Here is a 23,971-nt window from a genome sequence, read left to right on the forward strand (position 1 = left end):
TTACGCTGTTATAAAACGTCCCTGCGCCCTTGAACCTGTCTGCATCAGGTTGTATAACTCCTGTGATATCCTACGTATGTCTTCTTCACCACGAACAATCATCTGCTGCACCACAACAAGCGGCCCAGAAGCTAAACCGCTAAATTCACCTCTTCCACTTACATTAATATCAGGAGATATATTAAAATCTGTCGGCACTGCATTTTGCATATCGTCTGCCACTCTGGCCATAGCCTTGTCAAATCCCTCACCAATACCCAGTGCCATATTGCCGCCAATACCTTCAAAAACAGTGGACGGAGATCTGATTCCAAGAAAATTCTTTACTCCATCAACAATACCGGAAAAGAAACCGGAAACCTTATCCTTAATCCAGCTACCAAGGCTTTTAATACCTTCCCAGATGCCTTTTACAATGTTCTTACCAATCTCAACCACTGAAACAACCGCCTTGCCCAAACCTTCTATAATAGCCGCAACAATCTGAGGTAAAGACTTTACTAGTTCTGGAATGGCTTTCACAAGCCCGGCAGCAAGCTGTACGATAAGCGTAATTCCCAATTCTATGATCTTCGGCATATTGTTCGTCACAAAGTCAATGATTGTTGTAATTATCCTCGGCAGTGCTTCAATTAGTTCTGGCAATGCATTTAAAAGTCCCTGCGCCAGTCCCTGAATCAATGTAAAAGCAGCTTCAAGGATTTTGTCCATATTATCCAGCAGCCCTTGCACAATGGTGATCACTGCTTGAACCGCTGCTGGAATTAGCTCCGGTAATGCTTCTCCAAGCCCCATTACCAACGCTGTGATTAGCTGCACCGCTGCATCAATGAGTAAAGGCAGGTTATCAATGAGTGCTCCGACAATGGTCATGACCGCATCTACTGCTGCTGGAATCAGCTCCGGCAGCAGGCTCAAGAGAGTTTGAAGCACCTGAGAGAACAATTCAGTTACAGTTTGCAACAGCACGGGAAGCAGATCTTTGACTGCTGAGATAATCGCACCGGTTGCCTCCGGCAGAGCAGCCACTATATTTTCCAAAACCGGCACGATATTTTTAACTACAGCCTGAAAGGCATCCACAAGATTTTGTGTTAGGTTCGTCATATCAGCGTTCGCATTGCCAAGTCCTGCTATAAACGAACTTAGAGAGGCTTGTAAAAGACCAATGGAACCGCTGATGGTCTGGGTAGACTCTCTTGCGAAGTTGCCAGCATACTGTTCGGTTTTTTCAAAAAACATCTGCATGGCGATCTCGGCCTTTTCGGCATTGGTTGCGCTATTCCAGGCAAAATCCAGCCCTTTTGCAAGAGCATAAGCTTCGATGGTAGTGGCGTTCATGGCGACACCCAGATTATCCATCATGGTGAAGTTACCCTTGGCTGCGCCAGCGATGGATTCCATAGCAGTCTGCATGTCAATGCCCATAACCGAAGCCATGTCCGCCGCTCGCTGCATGGCCTTCTCGGTAAGTTCCAGACTTTTTTGCTGATCGACACCAGCACCCTGAAACAGTGCGCCCATTTTGTTGGCGGTGGCAAGGTACTCGGATTGGGACAAGCCCAGATTCTTGTAGGCTTCTTCTCCCGTTTTTTGGATACGTGCAGCATACTCGCCAAACACAGCTTCAGAACCGCCAAGGTTCTGCTCAAGCTCACCAAACTGCTCCACGACCTCTTTTCCCAGCTTGATGGCAGCCGCGCCCGCTGCGGCCGCTGCAGCACCCATAGCCGCGCCAACACCTTTAAGAACGCTGCCCAGCTTCTCAAATTTCGAGCTGGATTTTTCGGCATTGTCTCCACTTTCCTTCAATTCGTCCCCAAGCTCGTCTGCACTTTCAGCAGACTGTTCGAGCTCGCGCTCCATTTTGTTCAGTTCGGCTTTTGCATTATTAAGCTGTATTTGCCACGACTGAGTACGTCTGTCGGTTTCTCCGAAAGATGAGGCGGCATTGGCAAGCGCTTTCTCCAAAGTAGCTATTTTTTCTTTCTGCAATTCGATCTCTTTGTTAAGCACCTTGTTTCTTGCAGTAACAGCTTCAACTGACTTATCCTGCTTGTCGAACTGAGATGCGACCAGGTTCATTTCGCTACCCAGTACCTTAAAACTTTGGTTGATCTCACGAATGGCGTTTTTAAATTCCTTTTCGCCTTCAATCCCGATCTTCAAGCCAAAATTGTCTGCCACATAACCGCCTCCTTTCCTGCAAAATTTTTAAATTCCATAAGGTATCACATCATCAATGGTAAGCATACGCTTTGGTTTCGCCAGCCCTAAAAACTGCTTATGGCACTCCCATAAATCAAGCAGGTACCCAATAGGCATTAGCCATACTTCATCCTCTGAACGGTTGAGCTGGACAGTGCCGTAATATAAAAGCCGAGTGAACAATTCCTCATCGCTCACTCGGCCGGTGTGTTTTTTAAGTCATCCTCACTTTCAACGTTTCTTTTGGTTCCCTTGAACATTGCTTCCATGATAGCGTCTTTATATGCTGCCAGTTCCAAGGGAGATGTGAGAAGTTCCACTGTCTCTTCGGTAAGGAGTTCACGCTTATCTTGATTTTTGAGGTTGTGTATCAAAATGCTCTGGTTAGCCAGTAGTGTAATCAGCCATACCACTTCGTCAAGAGCCATCTCGAAGTTCTCGGTTTTCATCAGTTTCGTGCCGAGGTTTTCAAGACCGCCGTATCTTTTTGCAATCTCCTTTGTCGCTTTAGTGGTTAGTATAAGCTGATATTCTTCATCGCCGATTTTGATAATTGCGCTTCTGTCATTATCCTGCATTATTCGCTGCCTCCTCCCACAGCAAATACCGGCTCATAAACTTCCGTATACCAGCCGGTAATAGTTTCAGGCGATACACCGGGATCGTCTTCGCTGACCTCCGCCTTCCAAGGGTGCTTTCCCTGGCCATCTGGTTTGTTACGTCTCATGACTGTCCCTTCAATGGTGGGTGTCGAAAAGGTAATGCTGTCGCCTTTCGTTTGCAGATTTGTTGCCGGGATGCCGAATTTCACCCTGTAAAGCCAAAAATACCTGTACTTGCCGTTAGCTTTCTTGGCTCTAAAGCCAATTGCCACAGGCGCGCCTCCATCCTCGCTGGTGGAAATCAGCACCTTATTGTCATCAAGGGTGGCTCCCGTCAAAACCTCAGCAGCGTCTAATCCGATATCTGCAACACCTAGAGTCAGGGTACCGCTTTGAAATTCCTTGACCACTTCTGCCGCCCCGTCATCGGCATAAAGTGTCGCCTCTGCCAGCTCCACAGAAAGTTCCGCCGTAATCGCCTTAGCCAGCGGAACAGGCGTGTCATAGGTCTCTTCTCCGTTTTCATTCTCGGTTATTTTGGCGTAATATAACCTGTCCAGTCCGATTGTGGCCATGTTTTTCATTCCTCCTTTACTTCATATTCTTTTGCCACATCAATGGCATAGTGGTGATAGCCGGTATCGTCCTCATGGCCTATATACCGCCTGTCGGTAATGGTAAAGCCTGCTTGAAGCAATGTGTTCACTATTTCGTTTTTACGGGCAGTGTAGTTTCCCTTTATAAATAAAGACAACCTTACCTCCTGGGTTTCTACCTGAGGCCGGTTGTCTGCAAAAACTTCAAATGTATCTGTCATAGGAGTAATGACAAGGAACTCATCTGGCGGTACACCGCTAAATACCCCGGTTTCAATGGGGATACCCAAACCATCCAATAACGAGTTTAATTCTGACAATATGCTCATATACGACCCAGCTCCTGTTCCAGTCTTGACTTCATTGCTTCGATGCAGGACTTCCTTGTAGCTGATTTTGCCGGTTTCAAAAAGGGCCTTGGAGGCTGCCCGGACTTGCCGTATTCGATAATATTAGCGATCTTCGCATTGCTTTCCCCATCTTTCCTTGGTTCAGTAAAGCCGATTTTTATGTTGTGGTTTCCATTCCTGTCCTGTTTGGCAGGAGAGAGCCCCAAAGCATTTACCAATTCACCGGTTGCTCTGGACGGATATTTAGTGCCGCTCCCGATAACTGACTGAAGATTGGACTTCACTTTTGAAAGAACCACTTCCCCGCCTGCTTCCAGCACCTTAGGTATGATTTCATCTGTTCCTTCTCCAAGTCTGGATAACTTGAGCAAGAACTCTTCCGGCATTTTAACTTCCACCTTAGCCACGTTGCAGCCCCTCCTTTTATGCTTTGCTTGATTTCACCTTTTCCGCAAGCACCTCAATATACATTCCACGTCCTTTTACGTCCTCAACACTGATAATGTTGTACCTGCCATCGCTGCAAACGAGTACAAGATCTGTGGTAACTTCCAGGTTAGGTATCTTACGGAAGCGAAACAGGGCAGACGCCTGCGAAAACGCCGCCCTGTTTGCCCATTTTTCACTGCCATGCCTATCTTCCTTGTATGCCCTTACCGAAGCAAGAATAACATCACCTTTTTCAGCAAAACCCTCACTATCCTTAACCGGCTTGACTGAGATAATGTCCACGAAAGTATTCATTTTCCCAAAGCCCATATTTACACCTTCCAATCCCGGTCGAGCCGCAGCAATAGATTAACTGTATTCCATACCTGCTGTCCAGCCTGCACACTATCCCCAAAAAAGCCAGCCGTCGAGCCATCCCTGCTTTCATAAAAATGGCTCGACAGCATAATGACAGCCTGCTCAGTAGTAGGCGGCATGGGGTTTTCGGCATAATATCCTTCCGGCTTTTTCTGGTAACTTTCCGCATAGGCCACTGCGGCTTTGATATACTCTTGTAAAAGTGCGTCATCTTCGCTGTGCTGCAATATGAGGTTTGCTTTAACCTTCTCCAAAAGTTCCATGCCGCAGCACCTCCGTTTTCATTAAGCTGATTTCTGCTGCAGTATCTTGACTGCTTCAGACAGTACCAGCTTGCCATCTACACGCTGGGTTGCCATGAATCCAACTTGTCCGGTCGCAGCATACAACTCATTAAGCCGCTTAAAAACCCTGCCCTGACGGTCTGCCACCCAGTAATAAGAAAAATCGCCGAATACAATCGTTTTTGCTCCGGCGGCAATGGCTGGCATAAATGCAGAAGTTTTAACTGGACGATTGAGGATAGTATCCGGTGTTCCAGCAGTTACAGAAGGCTGCCAGAGATACTGACCGTTGTTGTCTTTGAGCTTCCTTATAGCTTTAATTGTCGAATCATTCATAATGAATACAGCGTTCCTGCGGTACGGAGACTTTAGGCTGTAGAACAAGTCCATGATCTCGTCAAGGGTAATGACTGTTGCGCTCGCCGCAGTTACTCCTATCTCGCCACCGCCGTTATCTGCCAGAATACCGGTTGGCTTGCCAGATCCGTCACCGATAAAAAATGCTTCCTCCTCTTTTGCTCCGATTCGGCGGGCGAATTCTTTGGCTATATACTGTTCAAGGTTGAATACACTATCGTTTAACAATTCCTCTGACACCTTGATCATAGTAGCCAGCTTATATGCGCCGATGGATACCTGTGCAAAGGAGTCATCGCTTTCGGGAATCTGGCCTTCCTCATCCACCCAGGATGCAGTACCCTTGCTTGCCACCACAGGAATTTTCTTGTCACCGCTGGACGTGGTAATAACATTGGCAATCTGCCTAAAGATATTCTCCTCCTCCAGTGCTTCCACAAGAGTACGCTCAAAGTCGTCGGGAACAAGATATCCACCTTCGGTGTCCTCTCCAATCTGCAGCGCGTTGTGTATGTCATATTTGCGCCTGCCGCGCATCATGTTCCAGAAAGACTGCCTGTACTCATCGCTGGCACGTCCGGTTTTTTCATTGTTGCCAGATATGGAAGTGGGTTTGTCTGTAATAGGAATATTCAACGGTTTTGACAGTTCCAAATCTATGGCAGCCTGACGCTCAAGACGCTCTATTTCTTTGCCCAGCGCAATAACGTCGGCTTCCATTTTTTCATAAGTCGCGGTATCCTCCGGTGAAAGCAGTCCGTCGTTCCCGCGTTTGCTGTCGAGGAAAGCTTTAGCAGCTTCCCAAACTTTAGCGCGTTTTTCACGCAGTTCCAGTATTTTGCTCATAATCAAATCCTCCTTAAGGTTTTAATAAAAAAAGCCGCTTTTCAAGCGACTCAATTGGTGTTCCTTTTGGTTTTTCTTTTGGTTTAAGCTTTTGCAGGATGGAATTTGTTACTGCCTGCCTGCTGAAGATCATTCCTCCTGATACTTCAAATTCGGATGGGAATGATTCATCCTCCATAAACAAGATTCCATCGGCAAAGCCAAGTTCCACCGCTTTTCTTGCGTTAAACCAGCTTTCTGCATCCATTAGGTGCGATATTTTTGCCCTGGAAAGTCCGGTTTTCAGCTCATAAGCGTTGATGATGGATTCCTTTATTTCTTCCAGCATTGTGATAGCTTTCTCCATTTCTTCTGTATCACCGATGGCTATTGTCATAGGGTTGTGAATCATCATCATGCTGACTGGTGACATAAAGACGTCACCTCCGGCCATAGCTATGACCGAAGCGGCGCTGGCTGCAATACCGTCAATCTTTACCGTCACTTTGCCTTTGTAATCCATAAGCATGTTGTAAATTTGATTAGCTGCAAATATATCTCCGCCAGGGCTGTTGATCCAGATCGTTATATCACCCTCTCCGGACAACAGCTCTGATTTGAACTGCTTGGGAGTTACTTCGTCTCCCAGCCAGCTTTCTTCGGCTATTGGCCCGTCAATATATAATGTCCGGCTGCCATCATCGTTTTGTATCCAGTTCCAAAAGCGGCGAACCGGTTTTGGGTTTTGTGATTTGCTCATCTTTTGATCCCTCCGTTTCAGCATTGGTTTTACCTGCAAATGCACCTGCATCAGCAAGCTTAGTCATATTACCGTTGACAAGATATAGGTCGCCACCCAACTCTGCTGGTATCCGGTTCATATCCTCAAGTTCGCGGATATCGTTTGCGCTCATCCAGCCGTTCTGGCGAGCTACAGCATAGCCGTTCATGCGGCTTGCATAATCACCGCGCAGAAGGCCATCTACATTGAATTTGACAATGTATATCCGCTTCTCTGACGGTAAAAGCAGCGCTTTTTGGAGAGCCTGTTCCCAGCGCACCACCCACGGGTCAAGCGTGTATTTAACAAATTCCAGAGATTGCTGTTCGATGTTTGAAAAGCTTGACTTTTCAAGATCTCCAACCATATGGGGAGGTACTCGGAATATCCGAGCAATTTCATTTATCTGAAACTTTCTTGTCTCTAAAAACTGTGCCTGTTCGGGTGGAATGCCGATTGGTTGAAACTTCATTCCCTCTTCCAGAACTGCAATGCGATGAGCATTGGCACTTCCTTGATAAACAGCGTTCCAGCTTTCTCGCACCTTTGCCGGATCCTTTAATACGCCAGGATGTTCCAGAACGCCACCCGGATTTGCTCCGTTGGCAAAAAAGGATGCACCATACTCCTCACAGGCAATAGCTATGCCTATGGCGTTCTTGGCCATAGCAATAGGGGAGTATCCGATCAGTCCGTCAAAACCGAGTCCCGGGATGTGAAGAACCTCATCACTTCGTAGGTATATAAGGCCTGCTTTTGGATTAACCCTACTCTCATCGCTGTCGCGCCGATAAGTGTAAAACAGTTCTCCGTTTGGAGCCCTGTCTACCGTCATTTTGTTTGGCAAAAGTGGATAAAGCGCCAGCACTCGTCCGGAACCGTCCCTAATAATTTGAGCGTAAGCATTTCCCCATAAAAGAAGATGACTCATCAGTGTTTCTCGGAACACGAATGAAGTCATCTCAGGGTTTGGTTCGTCATGGAGCAAATAATAGAGCGGGTGGGTCAACGCTTTTTCTTTGCCACCGTCTTCTTTATAGCGGTACACATGAAGCGGAAGCCCGGCGATGGCTTCTGCAAGTATCCTTACACAGGCATACACTGCAGTTGTCTGCATAGCAGTCCGCTCATTTACAGTCTTTCCGCTGGATGTGCCGCCGAAGAAAAAACTATATGCATTACCGAACAGGCTGTTTTTCGGCTTATCCCTTGCTTTGAACAAACGGGAAAATACACTCATATAATCAACAGCCCCCTTTCATCATAAATTGATCCGTTGCGTTCATCCCCGTCATGCCTTAACGCGCGGTCAAGCGCCATAATTAACGCTACCGCACCATCTATTCTCTCGGTGGATTTTTCTTTATCCGGCTTAATGTTTCCGGCGGGATCGGTTTTGACATAGATATTGTCCATCATCCACCGCAGTACTGGATTACCACCATGGGCGATGCGTTCTTCCAATGTCAGCTTCATCAACTCTTTTGTAGGCGGCGACATATCCTTGAAACCCTGACCGAATGGAACAACCGTAAACCCCAAAGCCTCGAGGTTTTGCGTCATCTGAATTGCGCCCCAGCGGTCAAAGGCTATTTCCTTAATGTTATATTTCATACCGAGTTCCTCAATAAATGTCTCGATAAAACCGTAATGCACCACGTTACCCTCGGTGGTATATAAAAAGCCCTGCCTCTCCCAGACATCATACGGTACATGATCTCTCCGCACACGCTGGTCGATGTTCTCCTCCGGTATCCAGAAAAAAGGCAGGATCTGATATTTGTCCGATTCATCAAGCGGCAGAAACACCAGTACAAAGGCTGTAATATCGGTAGTAGATGACAGGTCAAGTCCACCGTAACAGGTTCTGCCGCGCAATTTTTCCGCATCAACAGGAAATGCACACTTATCCCATTTATCCATTGGCATCCAGCGCACCGATTGTTTCACCCACTGATTTAAGCGGAGCTGACGGAATAAATTTTCCTCTGCGGGGTTTTGCTTGGCATTTTCACAAGCCACCCTCAGTTTTTCGATGTCAACTGTAATGCCTAGTGACGGATTAACCTTTCTCCATACCTTTTCACTTGTCCAGTCGTCGGTATCGGATGCGCTGTAGATAACCGGGTAGAAAGTCGGATCTATCTTACGTCCTTGAAGAATATCCTCAGCCTTTTGATGCACTTCCCAGCAGATGGAATTGCGGTCTGTGCCAGCAGTTGTAATCAGGAAAAACAGCGGCTGTTTTCTTGCATCGCCAGATCCGTGAAGCATTACATCATAAAGATCCCTGTTTGGCTGGGCATGAAGTTCGTCAAATACCACACCATGGACGTTTAGCCCATGTTTCGTATATGCCTCCGCTGAAAGCACCTGATAAAAACTGCCTAACGGTTTATATACCAGCCGCTTCTGCGACAGCATTGGTTTAATTCGAGACTTTAATGCCGGACACTGTTCCACCATATCTACTGCAACATCGAAAACAATGGATGCCTGCTGACGGTCAGATGCACATCCGTAAACCTCGCCGCCATGCTCGAAATCACCGCAGGTAAGGTATAAGGCAATTGCCGCTGCAAGTTCGCTCTTACCCTGCTTTTTTGGAATTTCTATATAGGCAGTGTTAAACTGCCGGTATCCGTTAGGTTTCAAGATTCCGAATATATCCCGGACAATCTGTTCCTGCCAGTCAATTAATTCAAAAGGCATTCCATACCATTCACCCTTGGTATGCTTCAGGCAGTTTATAAAAGTAACAGCGGCATCCGCCGCTTCCTTGTCATATCGAGAACCTTCCGCCATAAACTTGGTTGGTTTATATCGTTTTAACTTCCGCAGCTTTGCCGCCTCCTTTCCTAAAATTGAGCAAGAAAAAAGGAACCTCATGGATGAAGTTCCTCTCTAAAGTGGATTTCTATGAAACTTGTTACGTTATAACCGTTATCGTTTGCCTGTTAGGATAAACTCGGCATATTCTTTCTTGTGTCCATTAAGAAATACTACTAATTCATAAAACCCCATTTTATATGCCTCTTCCTGTACTCTTGGCAAGTCAAACATATTACAGGCACCGCTGTCCCGTATGGCCATAATCTGTACCCATGTCCTACACCTCTGACTTCTCTGCCGCTGAAATTGAATCTCTTACCGCTTTATTGAGAAATGAAATATCAAAACCCGCATCTAAATAGCCCTGCCGAATCACCTCGTAATAGTAACGACCCGGTGCTCCCAAAGGTCTACCTTCATTCATGATATACACCATTGCGGGTACCCACTGCCCTTTGAAACGTACCTTAACCGTTTCTTTCCGGTATAGATGCGGATAACCTTCATATCTGTCCAGCGCCTTCTCATCATTAGGCATGATTCTCCAAAGCAGTACCGGTACACTTTCACCTTTTTGTTTTTCTATTGTCGCTACTGCGCCGCCATTCCCTCCTCTGAATAACAGCCGGTATCCTGTGAGTTTTGCACTCCCCAGCACTTTTGCCGTTGGGCAGCGGTATGCCATCTGCCTTAAGTTCAGATTGCTTCCGTATGCTAAATATATGGTTCCTTTTTCTTTGCTCATCGTATCATCCTCCTTGTATTTACCAAGGCAGAGGCGGAGATCCACCCCTGCGATTGTCTATCTATGCTGCCCGAAACCGCCATGCTGCGTTACCATCAAGGTGTTTGCAAAGATGCTCCCGGCAGTTTTTGAACTCATCACCAATAAGCCCTATGCGGTTGAGGTATGTCCGCATGGCAAATTTCTCGTTTTCAACCTGCGGTTTCTTGCTGGAAGCACATTTTTGGGTTAATGCTTGATGGTTTAGCGCAAGGGCAAGCACTATGTAGCTTCTGATTTTCCCCGCATGAAGTTCGCTGTTAAAGCCTCGAAGCTCAATAGTCCCGTTGCCGTTAAAAAAGCTGTGCAGGTTCAAAAAATGGTACCTGCTATTGTGGTAATGGGTGCTTCGGCTTTCGCTGTAACCTTCGTACCATATACTTTCAATCGCCGCCATGGTTTTGGGCTTACGCCGGTTCATCTTCTCAACCAGTGCTGCATCCATCTTTTTGCAAAACCGCATCCTGTCCGGTGCAATCTGCAATGCCTTATAGAAAAGGTCATTCTTACTGGCGATAATGTTGATAAAATTACGAATGCTTCGCGGCGTGTGGTTTGCCCCGTCTATATGGATATGAATTCCACAGCTTGTGTTTGCAAAACCTCCAGCCTTGCGAAGCCTCCTTATCAACTCCTGCAGGGTTTCAATATCTTCGCGGTATGTCAGTATCGGACTTACCAACTCGACACTATATTCCCGGCCTGCCGCTACAATCCGGCAGCTTTCCTTTTTCTGAGTCCGGATGCTCCCGTCGCTCATGAATTTCCATATCCGTCCATCCGGTGCTATAACCTTTTGGGTATCGTAATAATCTCCACTGGATTCAATCCTTCCTCCAAGAAAAGCTGCTGCAGTTTTTGCCGCCTGTTTTCTTGTAATCCCCGTCAATTCTACCTCGATTCCAAATCTCGTTGTAAGCATTGCGCTTTCTCCTCGCTTTCTCTGTGTTTTTTGCCCTTTGGCAGTGTACATTAGGCCATTGAAAACACAGGATAGCAAGGCAATTCTGCATGAGTTTTCGCTGGATTTTGGAAGATTTTTCGCATCTTAATTTGTGTACATTTACAGCTTTCTGATCATATCTACACCATAAGCTGCACCCAGAGAAGAACCGCTGTCCCAGTTGATGTGAATGGTTCCGATATCATCTACAAAAGAGACTGTACCTTGGTCTCCTGGTTTCAGCTTAGAGTACGGATCATCCATGCAGATAAGCTCAACGCGTGTTCCCGGCGGATACTGCTCTTTAAGGCGAAGGACTGTTTCTTTTGAAGGAAAGCCTCTTACACTCATAGCTCGTCCTCCTCTCCAGGATAATATGCGGCATACTTTGGATAATCTCTACCATCCGGCATTACCAACACTCCATCAGACTGTCCCCGCTGCTTAACCAGCAAGCAAAGCCACACTCCATCCTCATTAACGTGACAAAACCCTTTGTTTTCCTCAATAAATGTGCGGTCAACGCATAGGTCGGCAACGAAGTTGTCATAGTCAATCTTTGAAAGCTCGATGGTTTTTACAACTGCAAATCGTTTCCTCGTCTCACACCGATGCGGCACTTTTAGCTCCTCAATCCTAAACGGATGCTTGACAAAGAAGGCGGTGCTATGAAAATCATTCATTTTCGTCCACCGCCTTTGCTCTGCCTTTCCGGTACGCCCCGTTGCCGGACAGCCTTGAAAGCAGCACCTTGCGTTCAGTTTTGAAGTTATCACCTATAAATCCCAACCTAAGCAGGAAACAGCGAAAAGCATATTTTTCATTATCTGCTGGTTTTTCGTTGCGCAGTACTCGCTTCTGTAATTTTGCCTGTTCTGCCATCTGCTTTGCCAGCGTTATATAGGTCTGCACTTCATCAGCATTTAAAGTCGCGTTCCAGAAAGGGAAGGAAATCTCATCATTTTCAGCTAAGACTACAAGTTCCCCCTCAATCAACATCGCCTTCTTTATCAATGTCTCTTTGCTGGCCAGCATATTATTTAGGTTTTCAAGGCTAATCGCGCTAAAGCCCTCCAACGAAAGAGTAATTGTCATGGTCCCCTCTGCTGAAAAGCCCTCCACATTCAACGTGTCAATAACTGAACGGATGGTTTTTATTTCATTGAGACTGATTTTCGGTGAGTGAACCACACTGTCCCTGTCAATCGTCCAACTGCCAGCAGATTTTTCGTCTTTAATCTCATACAAAAACTCCGGTGCTCCGGCATAGCGCACCTGGCCTTCAAGGGCTTCAGCTATGACCGAGGCAATGGCTTTTCTCTCCTGACCGACAATCTTCTGTGAAAAGCGAAAGCTGTTATTGCTCATGCCATACACCTCCCCTCAAATAAGCTAAAACATTTTTGATTCCCATAAAAAATCCCACCTTTCCTTTTTGGTGGGGTACATTAACGCTCTGTTTTGAGGGGAAAGCAAGGACATTTTTAATCAATCTGTGTTTCCGCGTAAGGTATTTTTTCACTACCTGTTACCAAGAATACTGAATCTGTGCCAAATTGTGAAACATAGCGCTTTACAATCACATCGCAGTATTTCGAGTCAAGCTCCATCATAAAACAAACCCGCCCGGTCTGCTGTGCCGCAATCATTGTCGTACCAGAACCACCGAACAGGTCAAGAGTTAAATCTCCAATATGGGAACTATTGAGCATTGCCTTTGCTACAAGCGATACCGGCTTCATGGTAGGGTGCTCCTCCGATACTTTAGGACGGGGTATCTCCCAAACATCTGACTGTTTACGGTCTTTAAGCGGGCAAAGGCGTGTTCCATCAAGCCAACCATACCAGATCGGCTCGTACTGGGTATGATAGTCCTTTCTTGATAGTACCAAGCTGTCTTTTTTCCATATAATTGTGCTCGACCAGTGATACCCTGCCTCCCGCATGACGTTCATCAAACTGCCCCATTCCTGAGCACTCATTACCACATAGGTCATGCATCCGGCTTCAGAAACCTCTTTCATGCATTTAAAAGCGCGCAATAAAAAAGCACCGAATTCTTCGGTGCTCATATTGTCATTTAGAATTTGTCTTGGCTTCCAGCTTGGATGCCTGGTATCTGAACCGTAATCAACATTCCAGGGTGGGTCGGTGAAAACAAATCTCGCCTTTTGTCCGTTCATCAGCTTTTGCACATCTGAAAGCATGGTGCTATCACCGCACATCAGACGGTGGCTGCCAAGTACCCATATGTCGCCCTTTTTGGTAACCGGAGTTTTAATCTCTGCAATTGCCTTTTCTGTATCGAAATTATCCTCTTTGACATTAGCGGCTGTTTTATCACGGAACAACTCATCAATTTCCGCAGCATCAAACCCGGTAAGAGAAACGTCAAAACCATCTTCATTTAAATCCATAAGCAGATCGGTCAAAAGCGGAATATCAAACTCACCACTGATTTTATTCAGCGCGACATTGAGTGCCTTTTCCCGCTGTTCATCCAAATCAAGTACAACACAGTCGATCTCCTTATACCCCAAAGCTGTAAGTACTTTATAACGCTGATGTCCGCCGACAATATTCCCGGTGCGTTTATTCCATATAACCGGCTCTACATATCCAAACTCTTCAATAGACCGACGTAATTTTTCATATTCAGGGTCACCAGGCTTTAAATCTTTCCGCGGATTATATTTCGAAGGTTTTAGTTTTTCTGTTGGTATTTTCAGTATATCCATAAATCTTAACCCTCCAGTTTGATGGCTTTTTCACCGGTGAATTCCTCCCAGCGCTTAACAGCTAAATCACAGTAAACAGGGGATAACTCCATTGCGTAGCATTTACGCTCGGTCTGTTCAGCCGCAATTATAGTAGTTCCGCTACCAGAGAACGGTTCAAGCACAATACCGCCTTTGTCGCTGTGCATTTTGATGCACCGCCATGGAAGCTCCACAGGGAACATTGCAGGATGCTCCTTGTTTGCCCGTACAGTGGTCATCTCCCATATCCCAGCATAACCCCATTTCTTGCGTTCTTCCTTTGTAAGCCGTTTCACAAATTTATAACTGTGTCCCGCAAAGGCTGAAAGCCATACATATTCCTGATCGTTATATTCCTCAACTTCTCCTTTATTGCTGAAGGCTGAAATATACTCATACTGCTGAACCGGCTTGTTTGAAACAAGATTATAGGGTCCTACGCCGAAATTTTGCCCTTGCTTCTTCCAAATGCGGATCCAGATAGGGCGGTAACCGTTTTCCAAAAACATGTTCACACTGTAAACACTGGTTGGTTCAATAAACTGAGAGCCGGTGGCATAGAGATCACCTAAGTTCCAGCAGACAATATCTGCATACCTGCACAGGTTTCTAATCACTGGGCGTACTGTCTCGAACCATGGTTCAATCCCGGCCTTTTCATATTCTTTGCCTACCCCATATGGAGGGGAAGTCACTGCCATCTGTGCGTGACACCCTTCCATCAACTTCTCAAAATCCTCATCCTTAGTAGAGTCGCCGCACATCAAGCGATGATTCCCGAGAAGCCAGATATCGCCCCGCTTCGTTACAGGCTCGCGCTGCACAATTTCCTCATGCGCTTTATCTATGTCAAAGCTGTCTTGTATCGCCTCTTTGGAGTACCATCGGTTAAGCAGTTCGTCTATTTCAGAAGCGTCAAACCCTGTAAGCGAAACATCAAATGCACCTGCGTCCAACTCAGCCATCAGTTCAGCCAGTTTATTCTCGTCCCACTCTCCCTGAATCTTATTAAGAGCAAGATTAAGCGCTTTTTCTCTCTGCGGGTCAAGATCCACTACAACGCAGTCTATCTCAGTCTGTCCCAAGTCCAGCAAAACCTTTAAGCGTTGATGCCCGCCTACCACATTACCTGTTTTTTGGTTCCAGATAACAGGCTCCACATAGCCAAATTCCTCTATTGACCGTTTTAGCTTTTCATATTCCTTATCGCCAGGTTTTAAATCCTTGCGCGGGTTGTATGCTGCTGGATTAAGTTTTTCAACAGATATTTTTTGTATGTTCATACTGCATTCTCCTGTTCAATATTTTCTTAAGACCCTTTTTTGCGCCCTCACAATCTCCGTTTATTACTTGTCCCCGCAGAGTCTTAAACTGCTGCTTCGTTAAATGGTCTTTATATTTTCTTAGTTCCCTAAGAAAGATTGAATTTGTTTTATGCATCAGCCACCCCTCCTGGCTGTCAGTAGTTTTTCCATAACATCATCGTGAGGAGTAGCCCCCTTGTATTCGGTAGCACAGTTTTCCCGCACGACTTGATAAATTTGATACCACAGGTTATTGGCCTGTTTCATAAAGCTTTGACTCATAGCCACATAAGGTGACGGGATGGCATTGCCAGTTGTCGGATGCTTAGCAAGAAAGCCAAATTCAGTGATACATTCCTCGCACTGGATCCACCGCGCCACACTCTGGGCATATTGCTCTATAAGCTGCGCAGGGATAAGGTGAACACACCTGCGTTCCTTAAGCCACTGCCATGTTTTTTCGTATATTTCCACCGCCAGTGTTGTTTTTCCGTTCTTCTGCTTTGCAGCAAGACAATCCCTCGGTGGCGGCATGCTCTCTCCTTCCAGTTCCGCAACATCCGTAAACTCCATTACCATGAGCTTTCGTCTGCCGGGGTTTCCTTCCAAAATCTTATCCGCCAGAGGCTTTTTCTTCTGTCCTGCACCGATACGTGCCCCGCCGCGGTTGGTACCGTCCTTTGCCATACACATCACCTCGATTCCTGTAAAAATAAACAGGGGATATACCCCGTTTGAAACTGCGATTTTTCGCGCGTGACCCCCCGCCCGTTGCACAAAACTGCTTCACCAGAGATTTTGACCCCCCTACCGTCTTGCCCATCGTTCTCCTTCGCGAGCAGTGATCGATGAGTGACATTGTTTGCACAGGCTCATAAGGTTATTGTCTGCATTGGTTCCGCCTTTGGATAAAGGGATAATATGATGTACCTCTTCGGCTGGTGTAAGCCTTCCGTACTTTTGGCACTCCTCGCAAAGCGAATGCTCTGAGATATATCTGTCCCTGATGCGTTTCCATCTCCGGTCATAGCGTTTTCTTGTTTGGGGATCTCGTTCGTATTTGTTGTAATAAGCATCCATTTGCCTTTGATGCATGTCACAGTACCTTCCGTCCGTCAGTTCAGGACAGCCAGGAAAGGAGCAAGGCCTTTTTGGTTTTCTTGGCATCTGGCCACCTCCTTTACGCGTATAAAAAAGCCCTCACAGGTTCATCCCATGAAGGCTTATCCATAACTTTTCACAATACCATTATATTTGGTTTTTTACTGAATTTCATCTCATAAAAATCTCATCTGGAATACTAAACAGAACATTTACTTTTTGCCCATGGCATCTTACCGTTATAATACTTATCTGAAATATATCTCTGCATATCGGGTGGTAAAGCTGCAAGCAAAAGATAAGCCTTTTTTCTATCTTCCTCTAACTCCTGGGTGCTTTTATAGAAGGAACATTTATCTTGCTGACACTTGTGTACAGTCAGGATATTGCAGCCATTCCTTCCGTTACTGCCAAAACAATTATCGTACATCTTTCCTCACTCCTGTTTTATGGCATAAAAAAAGCCCCGAAGGGCTTATGCGTTTTAATGTTATTTTTTCACGATATCATTATATATGGGATATCTGTGTTTTTCATCTCATAAATATCTCATTTCTACTTCCCATATAAAAGCAATGCCAAATGATTAAGCGCCTTGTCTTTCCTGCGGTACACCTGTGCTCTTTCAAGAAACAGCTTCTCTCCGATGTTTGCTACAGCTTCTGTCTTGCTCACATCATTAACAAAAAATTCTGTCAGTATAAACTGTTCTTCCTCCGACAGGGCGTCCCAAGCAGGCTTGAACCATTCCATATATTCCAATGCCCGTCTGTAACGTTCTTTCAATACATCAATCTCGTCAAGGCAAGCAGCAAGGCGTTCTTCGCCACTTTTGGGATTGTGTTTGCCCGGAACTCCGGTAATCTTTGCACTGTGAGGGCTTGACATACGGGTTTCAACTTCATATATATCCTCATCACTGTGTTCAATAATGTACTGCATGCTGCTGTAATCTTTCAAAGCTTCAACAGCAGCTGCTTTTTTATCTAAATACTGCCATGCAATCAGCATATCGCACCTCCAAAAAATCAAGATAAAAACCTTGATCTTTGAAGCAGTGTGCTTTTTTGCGTTGCTTTGCAGTGCTTTGTTTCCTTGTTCGTTATGTCTTCGTTCTTTATAGAAGGCCATGCTTTTCCAGAATAACCTTCACCTCATCTACCGAATGAACAATCGCTGCCACTCCTCCTGCATTGAGGATTTTCCTTATAGTTGCTTCCTGCAGTTTTGTTGTCTTTCCCGATGGGGTTTTTATTTCAAAAGCTATAAACCGTCCATTTACACAGGCAATAATGTCTGGTATCCCCGCTGTCCCGTACATACCACCATGTTCCTTCCAACAGAAACACCCCGGTACTGTCTTTAAGTACCGCAGTACTTTAGTCACAATACTTCTTTCAGACATAACCGCTCATCCTCCAAAAATGTTACCTTTTTCCCTTTTATAACCTCGTAACGTCCAAAAAAGGCATCTCATAAATCAGCTTCCCAAGCGCTTTTCAGGATTTTGTTACCTTGTTACCTCTTTTTGGGGTAGGTGTATACACAAATATTTTTATTTTTATATTTTTTAGTCTTAAAAAAGCAATGGTACTTTCGCGCGTATATATAAAGTTGAGGTAACAAAGGTAACATCGGTAACAAGTGGCTATTCATCAGCGTTTCTGGCGTTACCTTTTTGTTACCTTGTTACCTTTTTCAATACTAAAGAGGCTCAATATCTGTGATTTCAAAGCCGCTCACATCGCATCGCTCTTTCAGTATTGAGAAATCAAGAGCCCACGCTTTTTTTGTTTCATTCCCGAAACGCATCGTTTTATTGCTCTCTATAAAAAAGTCACTTTGCCTCAATTGCTTCAAAAACTGGTTATATGGAAGACATTCACCAGTGATTGCATAATCGCGTCTGTACTTGGTATAGCGGTCATATACATCACAGAAACGAATCCCGATAACCTTGCCATCTTTATCAAAAGTGTAGTCTTGATTCGGAGCCAGTTTCATCCGGGCCATGATTTCCAGCGTCTGTTCTACAATGGTCTTGTTATTGCTGCCGCCATCCAGCAAGTACTCCTGCACACCGTTTTGAAGATATCGAATACATGCCCCTTTGTTAATGGGAAATACTTCAGCCCACGTTACATTAAGGAATTCACACAGTTTGTTTACTAGGCTCAATCCGGCATAGCAACAGGCGAGATTATTGACGATACGAGATGGAAACTCATCAGATATCTCTGACTTTGCTTCCTCATACCACTTCTCTGCCTCAGCAACCGATACTCTGAGTGCTATATCCAGCAGGCTCCGACCGAAGCTGCCAAGCAGATCCGCTTTTGCACACAGCTTATAAAATGCTTGTCTATGGCTGGCTGGTTTTAAGTCCTTCTTGCTGAATAGCAATTCTATGCTCCGTTCTCTGATGGCCGCTTCATCCGGCGATTCCTCACCAGCTACAATAATAGGTGCCAACAGTTCATAAGTAACAGCACTTTGATCCGCCCTACCGCGGACACCTTCATGGCCGTCATATGCATCTCGAAGATGGTTGTATAAGGCATTTAGCCTTAACTTATCTATCTTTGAAGGCTTGAACTCATCCATCAACTGCGGTATCAGATTCGATGATGCAGATTCCTTCATCAGTGTAAATGCAGTAACCTGCGTAGCCGCGCGGATTTTGCTGCACGAAAATACCGGCAGAATAACCCGCTCCAATGTATTACTTTTTCCGCTGCCTTGTTCTCCGACAAGCAATAAATGAGGAAACTTGATGCCTGATTTTTTAAGATGCGGTTTAATGAAGCATCCGGCCACCCAGGCCATTACTGATACCGTTTTTATGGGCTCGTTATAGCTGAGGAGCCATTCACCAAGCATAATAAGCTGTTTCTTTGTCAATGGCTCAAAGGTTAGGATATCGGTTGTTATGCTTTTATACTTATCAAGCTGCACGATATCTTCAACAATGCTGCCTCCGGCTTCAATGGCACCATCCGTTGAAACATAGACCATCCGCCCGCCATGCTCATAAATTCCAAGAGCCTTGACCCCTGTTTTCCTTACCCACTCCATTTCAGATATATAACCTTTCAGCAGTTCCAAATCTCCTTCTGAGCCAAAATAACCTAAGGATATTGTCCGGCGGTTCAAGATATTTTTAAACTTTTGGATGTTATTGAAGTCGGTAGTCATAAATGTCTGGCGGTATATTTCATCACGTATTGTAATAAGATCAGCAGTCATTTGCGTTTCATCTTCTGATACAATCATCTCCACCGGCTGAATGATAAAGTTTGTTATAGGATACACACTTTCGCCTCTGGTGCGGTAATACCTGCCCTCATGTTCAAAGATAACTGACTCGCTTTCGCGGCTGTATACGTTCTCTGTAACTTCAATGGCCTTATCCAGTGTCTCCTGCCCATATGTTGCTCCACTTGCATGATGTACCGTATCCCACTTTTCCCGGAATAACCCGGAATTTCTAAACAGCCTGTCCATCTGCTCTTTGTTTTTGCCTGACCAAAAAGCCAGCATACAGCAAAGAGCAAGGTCGGCTTCGGACTGGCTCGGATACCCTGCTTCCTGCCATTTTCCTTCCCATAGCAGATCAAATTCCTTATGGTTTTCGGCTGTACGGGCTTTCTCCAGAATTTCTTCATCTGTAAGCGGCTCTAGCTTAACCACCTTACTGTCTTTCTTGCTTTTTCCTCCCCGCTTTTTACTTTTGATATAATTCTCATGTATCCAGGCCAGTGCCCCGTTATCTTCAGTAATGTAATCAGGGGTCCCTGGCAGTCGCTCGCCAGTCATTGTGAAGTATCTGCTGTGGGCATACATTTCAACGCCGGTTTTAGTGTTTTTATTGCCCTTAGCAGGCATCTCCCCTTTATAGAAAATATGAAGCCCAGTTCCTGAAGGGCTGATTTCCGTATAGGACGGAAACCGCTCAAGGATATCCTTGGCGGTATCGCTTAATTCCCCAGTGTTTTTGTCGCGGCAGTGATCTATGTCTATCCCTACTAAACCTCCGCTTTTTGCGAATACAAAACCTAATCCGGTATAGAGGTATTGTTCTTTTGCCGCAATCGCATCGTCAAGCGTCGACCAGTCGTTTGGGTTAGTGCTTGAGGCTTTTCTACCAGTTAAGGGATTATAAGGGATTTTACTGTCTCTTCCGTCCTTTGTGTTTGGTTCCAGACGCCAGCATATCCATTGCTTCCGGTTTGCCAATTCTTTAGGGAATGAGATGCTCACTTACACTGCACCTCCTCGCATCGTTCATTAAAATACCGAATCGGAATGCTGCGTTGCTTTGCCTTTTCAATCTCAATGGACATCCCTTTAGTAATTTTTCTGCCAAATACCCACACTTCTGAGCACTTTGACATCAATACCATGCCAAAGTACAAGCCCAGATTTCGCATTTGTTCATCATCTTCGTCCATAAACTGCGGAAACAAGAGGTGCGGAGCAATAGGTATGCAATTCCTGCTCACTGCAAAGCGGCTGTACCCCTGAGCCTTACGGATATTACGTTCTATATCACCAGCATATGGGCTGCAGATAAATACCATCGGTCTGTAAGGCGCTTTCCTGGCCTCTCGCTCAATCCTAAGCAGTGCTTCATAAGGTGTGGGGTCGTAATATCCTTCCGCGTTAAACTTGCTGATACTCATGGTATTACCCCCTGCCTATGCGCTTTTTTGTTCACGTTCGATTACAGGCAATATACCTTTCTTGTTTTTAAGAAGGTCATAGATAAATAGCCTTCCTTTTTGTGTCCAATATGTGTGCATTACGCTTCTTTCTGCATCAATAGCATGAGTCTTGGACTGCGTGTATCCTTGATCGGCGTACTCCTGATATAAAAGCCAGCAGTTTCCCATTTTGTACTGTACTCCAAGCTCATGAAGCAGCTTATTGAAAGCGCGGCCAGACATTCCGTAATCCTTGGCAATCTTGCTGATCGGCACAAGGCTTTTATTTTGCAATATGAGATCATAATAGCTCGCCTTGGGCTTTAGCTCGCTGATAATCTGTTTATTCTTTGCATTTTCTATTTCTAAAGATTTCCGTCTGTCGCGTTCTGCCTTCAGTTCAGAGAAAATCCTGATACCATACTCCGGATTAGAAATCATCTCTTCGATAACTTTATCTGTAGCATAAACTCCATATTTTCTGATCGTGGGCAGCACTTCATCAAAGACCCATCTTTCAAAGCGTTCAGCAGCAGGAAGTTTTGATTTAACAATTAATCGGAAAAGATCTCCTTCCGGAATAAATTTTATATCCTGCTCACCGCCACTTGTAAGGACTCGGTGTTTCACCGACCCCTTTGTATGTCTCTTAATTGCATCGTAGGGATCTAAGTATCCAAGCATCCTCGCGCAATCTGCCGCAGGGAAGTATTCCTTTCCATCAATAACGAGTACTTTAAGTTCTCCAAATTCTGTATTCTTAAAAACCTGTAAGTTATTCATAACATCAATCCTCCATTTCTTTCATTTCTCCAAAATTTCTCCCTACCGAAGCCTCTGCCACAATAGGTACATCAAATTCAGGGAAGGGTTGTGTTTCCATACACTCTTTTATAAAAGCAACTGCTTCGTCCACCTTGTCTTCCGGTAATTCAAAAACCAGCTCGTCATGTATCTGCAGTATAGGTTTCAGCCAAAGCCTTTCGGGAAGTCCACTGATGATGCGCCCACAGGCAAGCTTTAGAATATCTGCCGCTGTACCTTGAATAGGTGTATTTAATGCGCACCGCTCGGCAAAGGACTTCTTGCCCCAATCTGATGACCGAATTCCCAGCAGGTATCTTCGCCTGCCCAGCCATGTTTCTGAATAGCAGCTTACAGCAGCCCGCTTTTTTACCTCATCCTGCCATTTGGCAAGACCGGGGTATCCGGATTTCAAGTTTTGAATGATGGTCTCACATTCGGACAAAGTTGGGTTCAGCCCTGCTTTAAATTTAAGTGTCCTCTGTAAGCCAGTAGGAAACAGGCCATAGAACACACCGAAATTGCAGTTCTTTGCAATGGTCCTGCGCTCTTTATAATGTGGAGCATTTTTGTCTGCTGCCTCTTCAAAAGGAATGCGGTAAATAACAGAAGTGGTCTGAGCATGGATATCACCGCCAGTACGATAGGTTTCCAGCATACGTTTGTCCCTGCAATAAAACGCTCCGACGCGCAGTTCTATCTGCGAGAAGTCAAGGGATAAAATAGCCTTTCCTTCCGGTGCAATGATAAATTTCCGTACGCCTATTGGGTCATTGTCTTTCTGCGGACAATTCTGCATATTCGGGTTTCTTGACGCAAATCTGCCTGTCTCTGTCCCCAGTGGCATAAGGTCCGGATGAATCCTGCCGGTATCCTCATCAATAAATCGAAGATACCCGTCTATATAGGTGGATTTGAGTTTTCCCCACTTGCGGTATTCCTGCACCAGTTCAAATAAGCGAGCAAGTTCAGGCCTGTTGGATTCACACCATTCTTTTAATAGGATCATGGTTTCATCATCGGCAGCTTCCTGATGTTTTGCGGTCGTTTTCATTACCGGAAGACCGAGATCCACAAAAAGATATTTTTTAAATGCTGAAGTTGAAGCATTTGCCCCAATCTCTACATTGCCGATAATTCCGGCAATCTCTTTTCTGATACTGACAATCTTTTCTGTGGCTTCCGCTTGTTTCTTCAGCATGGCTGACTTATCCACCAATATGCCGTTATACTTCATTATCCCGACATATACTGATGTAGGCGATTCTACCTCTTCCACAATAGTTCTGTGTTTGGGTAAAAATCTATCAAACCACTGATTGAAAACATGATACAAGCGAAGAGTGTAGTCGCTGTCAGCACAAGCGTAGCGGACAGTCTTCTCATCCTGAGGGTTCAATTCATCGAAAAACCGACCTTCAGTAACCGTTGAGAATTCTGTCATTTCTGCTTTGCAGAGTGCAGGCGCAAGCGTTTTAAGTCCGCTGTCAGCAAGACTTCTGAACTCCCACTTGCTTTTTAATGTAAGCTGTGATGCTGCAATCGTGTCATAGCAAGGCTTTTGAAGGACGATACCTCTTGCGTAAAGGAACATAGACTCAAAAGCCAGATTATGAGCAACTTTTATTACATCTTTTGATTCGAATAGTAATTTCAGATAATCCCATATTACCGCCTGGTTCTCTGCATTTCGCCCGCTACGATGTTTAAGTGGAACATATATAGCAGTCCCTTCTGATACTGAAAAACTGATCCCTGTAATATCTGCTTTATGAGCATCCAGAGCTGCACTTTTATCGTTCCTCCATTTATCGCAAGGCGAGGTTTCAAAATCGAAAGCAAATAAACCAGTGTTTTTCAGATACTCTTTTATTTCAGGCAGCATATAAACACATTTGTATCCCATGCGGTTCTCCTTTCCGCCCTATCGG

28 protein-coding genes are annotated in these 23,971 nt (G+C 45.2%); all 28 read right to left on the reverse strand.

Features of this window, described 5'->3' with window-relative positions; genetic code table 11:
• On the reverse strand, positions 1 to 2,187 hold the full coding sequence (locus BLV68_RS04365; RefSeq protein ID WP_093751249.1) for a phage tail protein: 2,187 nt from the start codon (positions 2,185 to 2,187) through the stop codon (positions 1 to 3).
• A gap of 215 nt (positions 2,188 to 2,402) precedes the next feature.
• A complete protein-coding gene (locus tag BLV68_RS04375; RefSeq protein ID WP_003516030.1) occupies positions 2,403 to 2,786 on the reverse strand; it encodes a hypothetical protein in 384 nt (127 codons plus the stop codon).
• Positions 2,786 to 3,394, reverse strand: coding sequence for a major tail protein (locus BLV68_RS04380; RefSeq protein WP_456154806.1), 609 nt, complete (start codon positions 3,392 to 3,394; stop codon positions 2,786 to 2,788). Before BLV68_RS04380 ends, BLV68_RS04375 begins: the two co-directional genes overlap by 1 nt.
• Entirely contained in the window at positions 3,391 to 3,735 is a 345-nt protein-coding gene (locus BLV68_RS04385; RefSeq protein ID WP_093751253.1) for a hypothetical protein, read from the reverse strand. The genes BLV68_RS04380 and BLV68_RS04385 overlap by 4 nt, the downstream gene beginning before the upstream one ends.
• Positions 3,732 to 4,163, reverse strand: a complete 432-nt coding sequence (locus BLV68_RS04390; protein ID WP_093751255.1) for an HK97 gp10 family phage protein — start codon at positions 4,161 to 4,163, stop codon at positions 3,732 to 3,734. Before BLV68_RS04390 ends, BLV68_RS04385 begins: the two co-directional genes overlap by 4 nt.
• A gap of 16 nt (positions 4,164 to 4,179) precedes the next feature.
• Positions 4,180 to 4,515 (reverse strand): head-tail adaptor protein, encoded by a 336-nt coding sequence (locus tag BLV68_RS04395; protein WP_068556365.1) that lies wholly within the window; start codon positions 4,513 to 4,515, stop codon positions 4,180 to 4,182.
• 2 nt (positions 4,516 to 4,517) lie between these two features.
• Entirely contained in the window at positions 4,518 to 4,826 is a 309-nt protein-coding gene (locus BLV68_RS04400; protein WP_004400079.1) for a head-tail connector protein, read from the reverse strand.
• A gap of 21 nt (positions 4,827 to 4,847) precedes the next feature.
• Positions 4,848 to 6,050, reverse strand: a complete 1,203-nt coding sequence (locus tag BLV68_RS04405) for a phage major capsid protein (protein WP_093751257.1) — start codon at positions 6,048 to 6,050, stop codon at positions 4,848 to 4,850.
• Positions 6,051 to 6,063: 13 nt separating this feature from the next.
• Positions 6,064 to 6,789 carry a head maturation protease, ClpP-related gene (locus tag BLV68_RS04410; RefSeq protein WP_093751259.1) on the reverse strand — a complete coding sequence of 242 codons (726 nt, stop codon included), beginning with the start codon at positions 6,787 to 6,789 and terminating at the stop codon, positions 6,064 to 6,066.
• Positions 6,728 to 8,050, reverse strand: coding sequence for a phage portal protein (locus BLV68_RS04415; protein WP_093751260.1), 1,323 nt, complete (start codon positions 8,048 to 8,050; stop codon positions 6,728 to 6,730). Before BLV68_RS04415 ends, BLV68_RS04410 begins: the two co-directional genes overlap by 62 nt.
• On the reverse strand, positions 8,047 to 9,699 hold the full coding sequence (locus BLV68_RS04420; RefSeq protein ID WP_093751261.1) for a terminase large subunit: 1,653 nt from the start codon (positions 9,697 to 9,699) through the stop codon (positions 8,047 to 8,049). Before BLV68_RS04420 ends, BLV68_RS04415 begins: the two co-directional genes overlap by 4 nt.
• Before the next feature lie 54 nt (positions 9,700 to 9,753).
• Positions 9,754 to 9,903, reverse strand: coding sequence for a DUF5049 domain-containing protein (locus BLV68_RS04425; protein WP_093751262.1), 150 nt, complete (start codon positions 9,901 to 9,903; stop codon positions 9,754 to 9,756).
• Between the two features lie 16 nt (positions 9,904 to 9,919).
• Complete coding sequence (locus BLV68_RS04430) at positions 9,920 to 10,387, reverse strand: gamma-glutamylcyclotransferase family protein (protein ID WP_093751263.1); 468 nt, start codon at positions 10,385 to 10,387, stop codon at positions 9,920 to 9,922.
• Between the two features lie 61 nt (positions 10,388 to 10,448).
• Positions 10,449 to 11,348 (reverse strand): amidoligase family protein, encoded by a 900-nt coding sequence (locus tag BLV68_RS04435; protein WP_093751264.1) that lies wholly within the window; start codon positions 11,346 to 11,348, stop codon positions 10,449 to 10,451.
• Positions 11,349 to 11,489: 141 nt separating this feature from the next.
• On the reverse strand, positions 11,490 to 11,720 hold the full coding sequence (locus BLV68_RS04440; protein ID WP_093751265.1) for a DUF4314 domain-containing protein: 231 nt from the start codon (positions 11,718 to 11,720) through the stop codon (positions 11,490 to 11,492).
• Positions 11,717 to 12,052 (reverse strand): DUF6329 domain-containing protein, encoded by a 336-nt coding sequence (locus BLV68_RS04445; RefSeq protein ID WP_093751266.1) that lies wholly within the window; start codon positions 12,050 to 12,052, stop codon positions 11,717 to 11,719. The genes BLV68_RS04440 and BLV68_RS04445 overlap by 4 nt, the downstream gene beginning before the upstream one ends.
• Positions 12,045 to 12,737 (reverse strand): virulence factor, encoded by a 693-nt coding sequence (locus tag BLV68_RS04450; protein WP_093751267.1) that lies wholly within the window; start codon positions 12,735 to 12,737, stop codon positions 12,045 to 12,047. Before BLV68_RS04450 ends, BLV68_RS04445 begins: the two co-directional genes overlap by 8 nt.
• Before the next feature lie 116 nt (positions 12,738 to 12,853).
• Entirely contained in the window at positions 12,854 to 14,107 is a 1,254-nt protein-coding gene (locus tag BLV68_RS04455) for a site-specific DNA-methyltransferase (protein ID WP_093751268.1), read from the reverse strand.
• A 5-nt stretch (positions 14,108 to 14,112) separates the two neighbouring features.
• On the reverse strand, positions 14,113 to 15,411 hold the full coding sequence (locus tag BLV68_RS04460; RefSeq protein ID WP_093751269.1) for a site-specific DNA-methyltransferase: 1,299 nt from the start codon (positions 15,409 to 15,411) through the stop codon (positions 14,113 to 14,115).
• A gap of 156 nt (positions 15,412 to 15,567) precedes the next feature.
• Positions 15,568 to 16,119 (reverse strand): P27 family phage terminase small subunit, encoded by a 552-nt coding sequence (locus BLV68_RS04470; protein ID WP_093751706.1) that lies wholly within the window; start codon positions 16,117 to 16,119, stop codon positions 15,568 to 15,570.
• A 120-nt stretch (positions 16,120 to 16,239) separates the two neighbouring features.
• Positions 16,240 to 16,599, reverse strand: coding sequence for an HNH endonuclease (locus tag BLV68_RS04475; protein WP_093751270.1), 360 nt, complete (start codon positions 16,597 to 16,599; stop codon positions 16,240 to 16,242).
• A 133-nt stretch (positions 16,600 to 16,732) separates the two neighbouring features.
• On the reverse strand, positions 16,733 to 16,963 hold the full coding sequence (locus BLV68_RS04480; RefSeq protein ID WP_014256599.1) for a hypothetical protein: 231 nt from the start codon (positions 16,961 to 16,963) through the stop codon (positions 16,733 to 16,735).
• A 125-nt stretch (positions 16,964 to 17,088) separates the two neighbouring features.
• Positions 17,089 to 17,544: a hypothetical protein gene (locus BLV68_RS04485; RefSeq protein WP_093751271.1), complete on the reverse strand. Its 456-nt coding sequence runs from the start codon at positions 17,542 to 17,544 to the stop codon at positions 17,089 to 17,091.
• Positions 17,545 to 17,650: 106 nt separating this feature from the next.
• Entirely contained in the window at positions 17,651 to 17,854 is a 204-nt protein-coding gene (locus BLV68_RS04490) for a VRR-NUC domain-containing protein (protein ID WP_200773641.1), read from the reverse strand.
• Between the two features lie 383 nt (positions 17,855 to 18,237).
• The gene (locus tag BLV68_RS04495; protein WP_093751273.1) at positions 18,238 to 20,793 is read right to left on the reverse strand and encodes a phage NrS-1 polymerase family protein; all 2,556 of its coding nucleotides are present in this window, start codon (positions 20,791 to 20,793) and stop codon (positions 18,238 to 18,240) included.
• Entirely contained in the window at positions 20,790 to 21,215 is a 426-nt protein-coding gene (locus BLV68_RS04500; protein ID WP_093751274.1) for a DUF7768 domain-containing protein, read from the reverse strand. Before BLV68_RS04500 ends, BLV68_RS04495 begins: the two co-directional genes overlap by 4 nt.
• A 15-nt stretch (positions 21,216 to 21,230) precedes the next feature.
• The gene (locus tag BLV68_RS04505; protein ID WP_093751275.1) at positions 21,231 to 22,019 is read right to left on the reverse strand and encodes a phage antirepressor; all 789 of its coding nucleotides are present in this window, start codon (positions 22,017 to 22,019) and stop codon (positions 21,231 to 21,233) included.
• Between the two features lie 4 nt (positions 22,020 to 22,023).
• Positions 22,024 to 23,946: a bifunctional 3'-5' exonuclease/DNA polymerase gene (locus tag BLV68_RS04510; RefSeq protein WP_093751276.1), complete on the reverse strand. Its 1,923-nt coding sequence runs from the start codon at positions 23,944 to 23,946 to the stop codon at positions 22,024 to 22,026.
• Between the last annotated feature and the right edge of the window lie 25 nt (positions 23,947 to 23,971).

Origin of the sequence: Tepidimicrobium xylanilyticum, from assembly GCF_900106765.1 — a bacterium.
Lineage (GTDB): Bacteria > Bacillota > Clostridia > Tissierellales > Tepidimicrobiaceae > Tepidimicrobium > Tepidimicrobium xylanilyticum.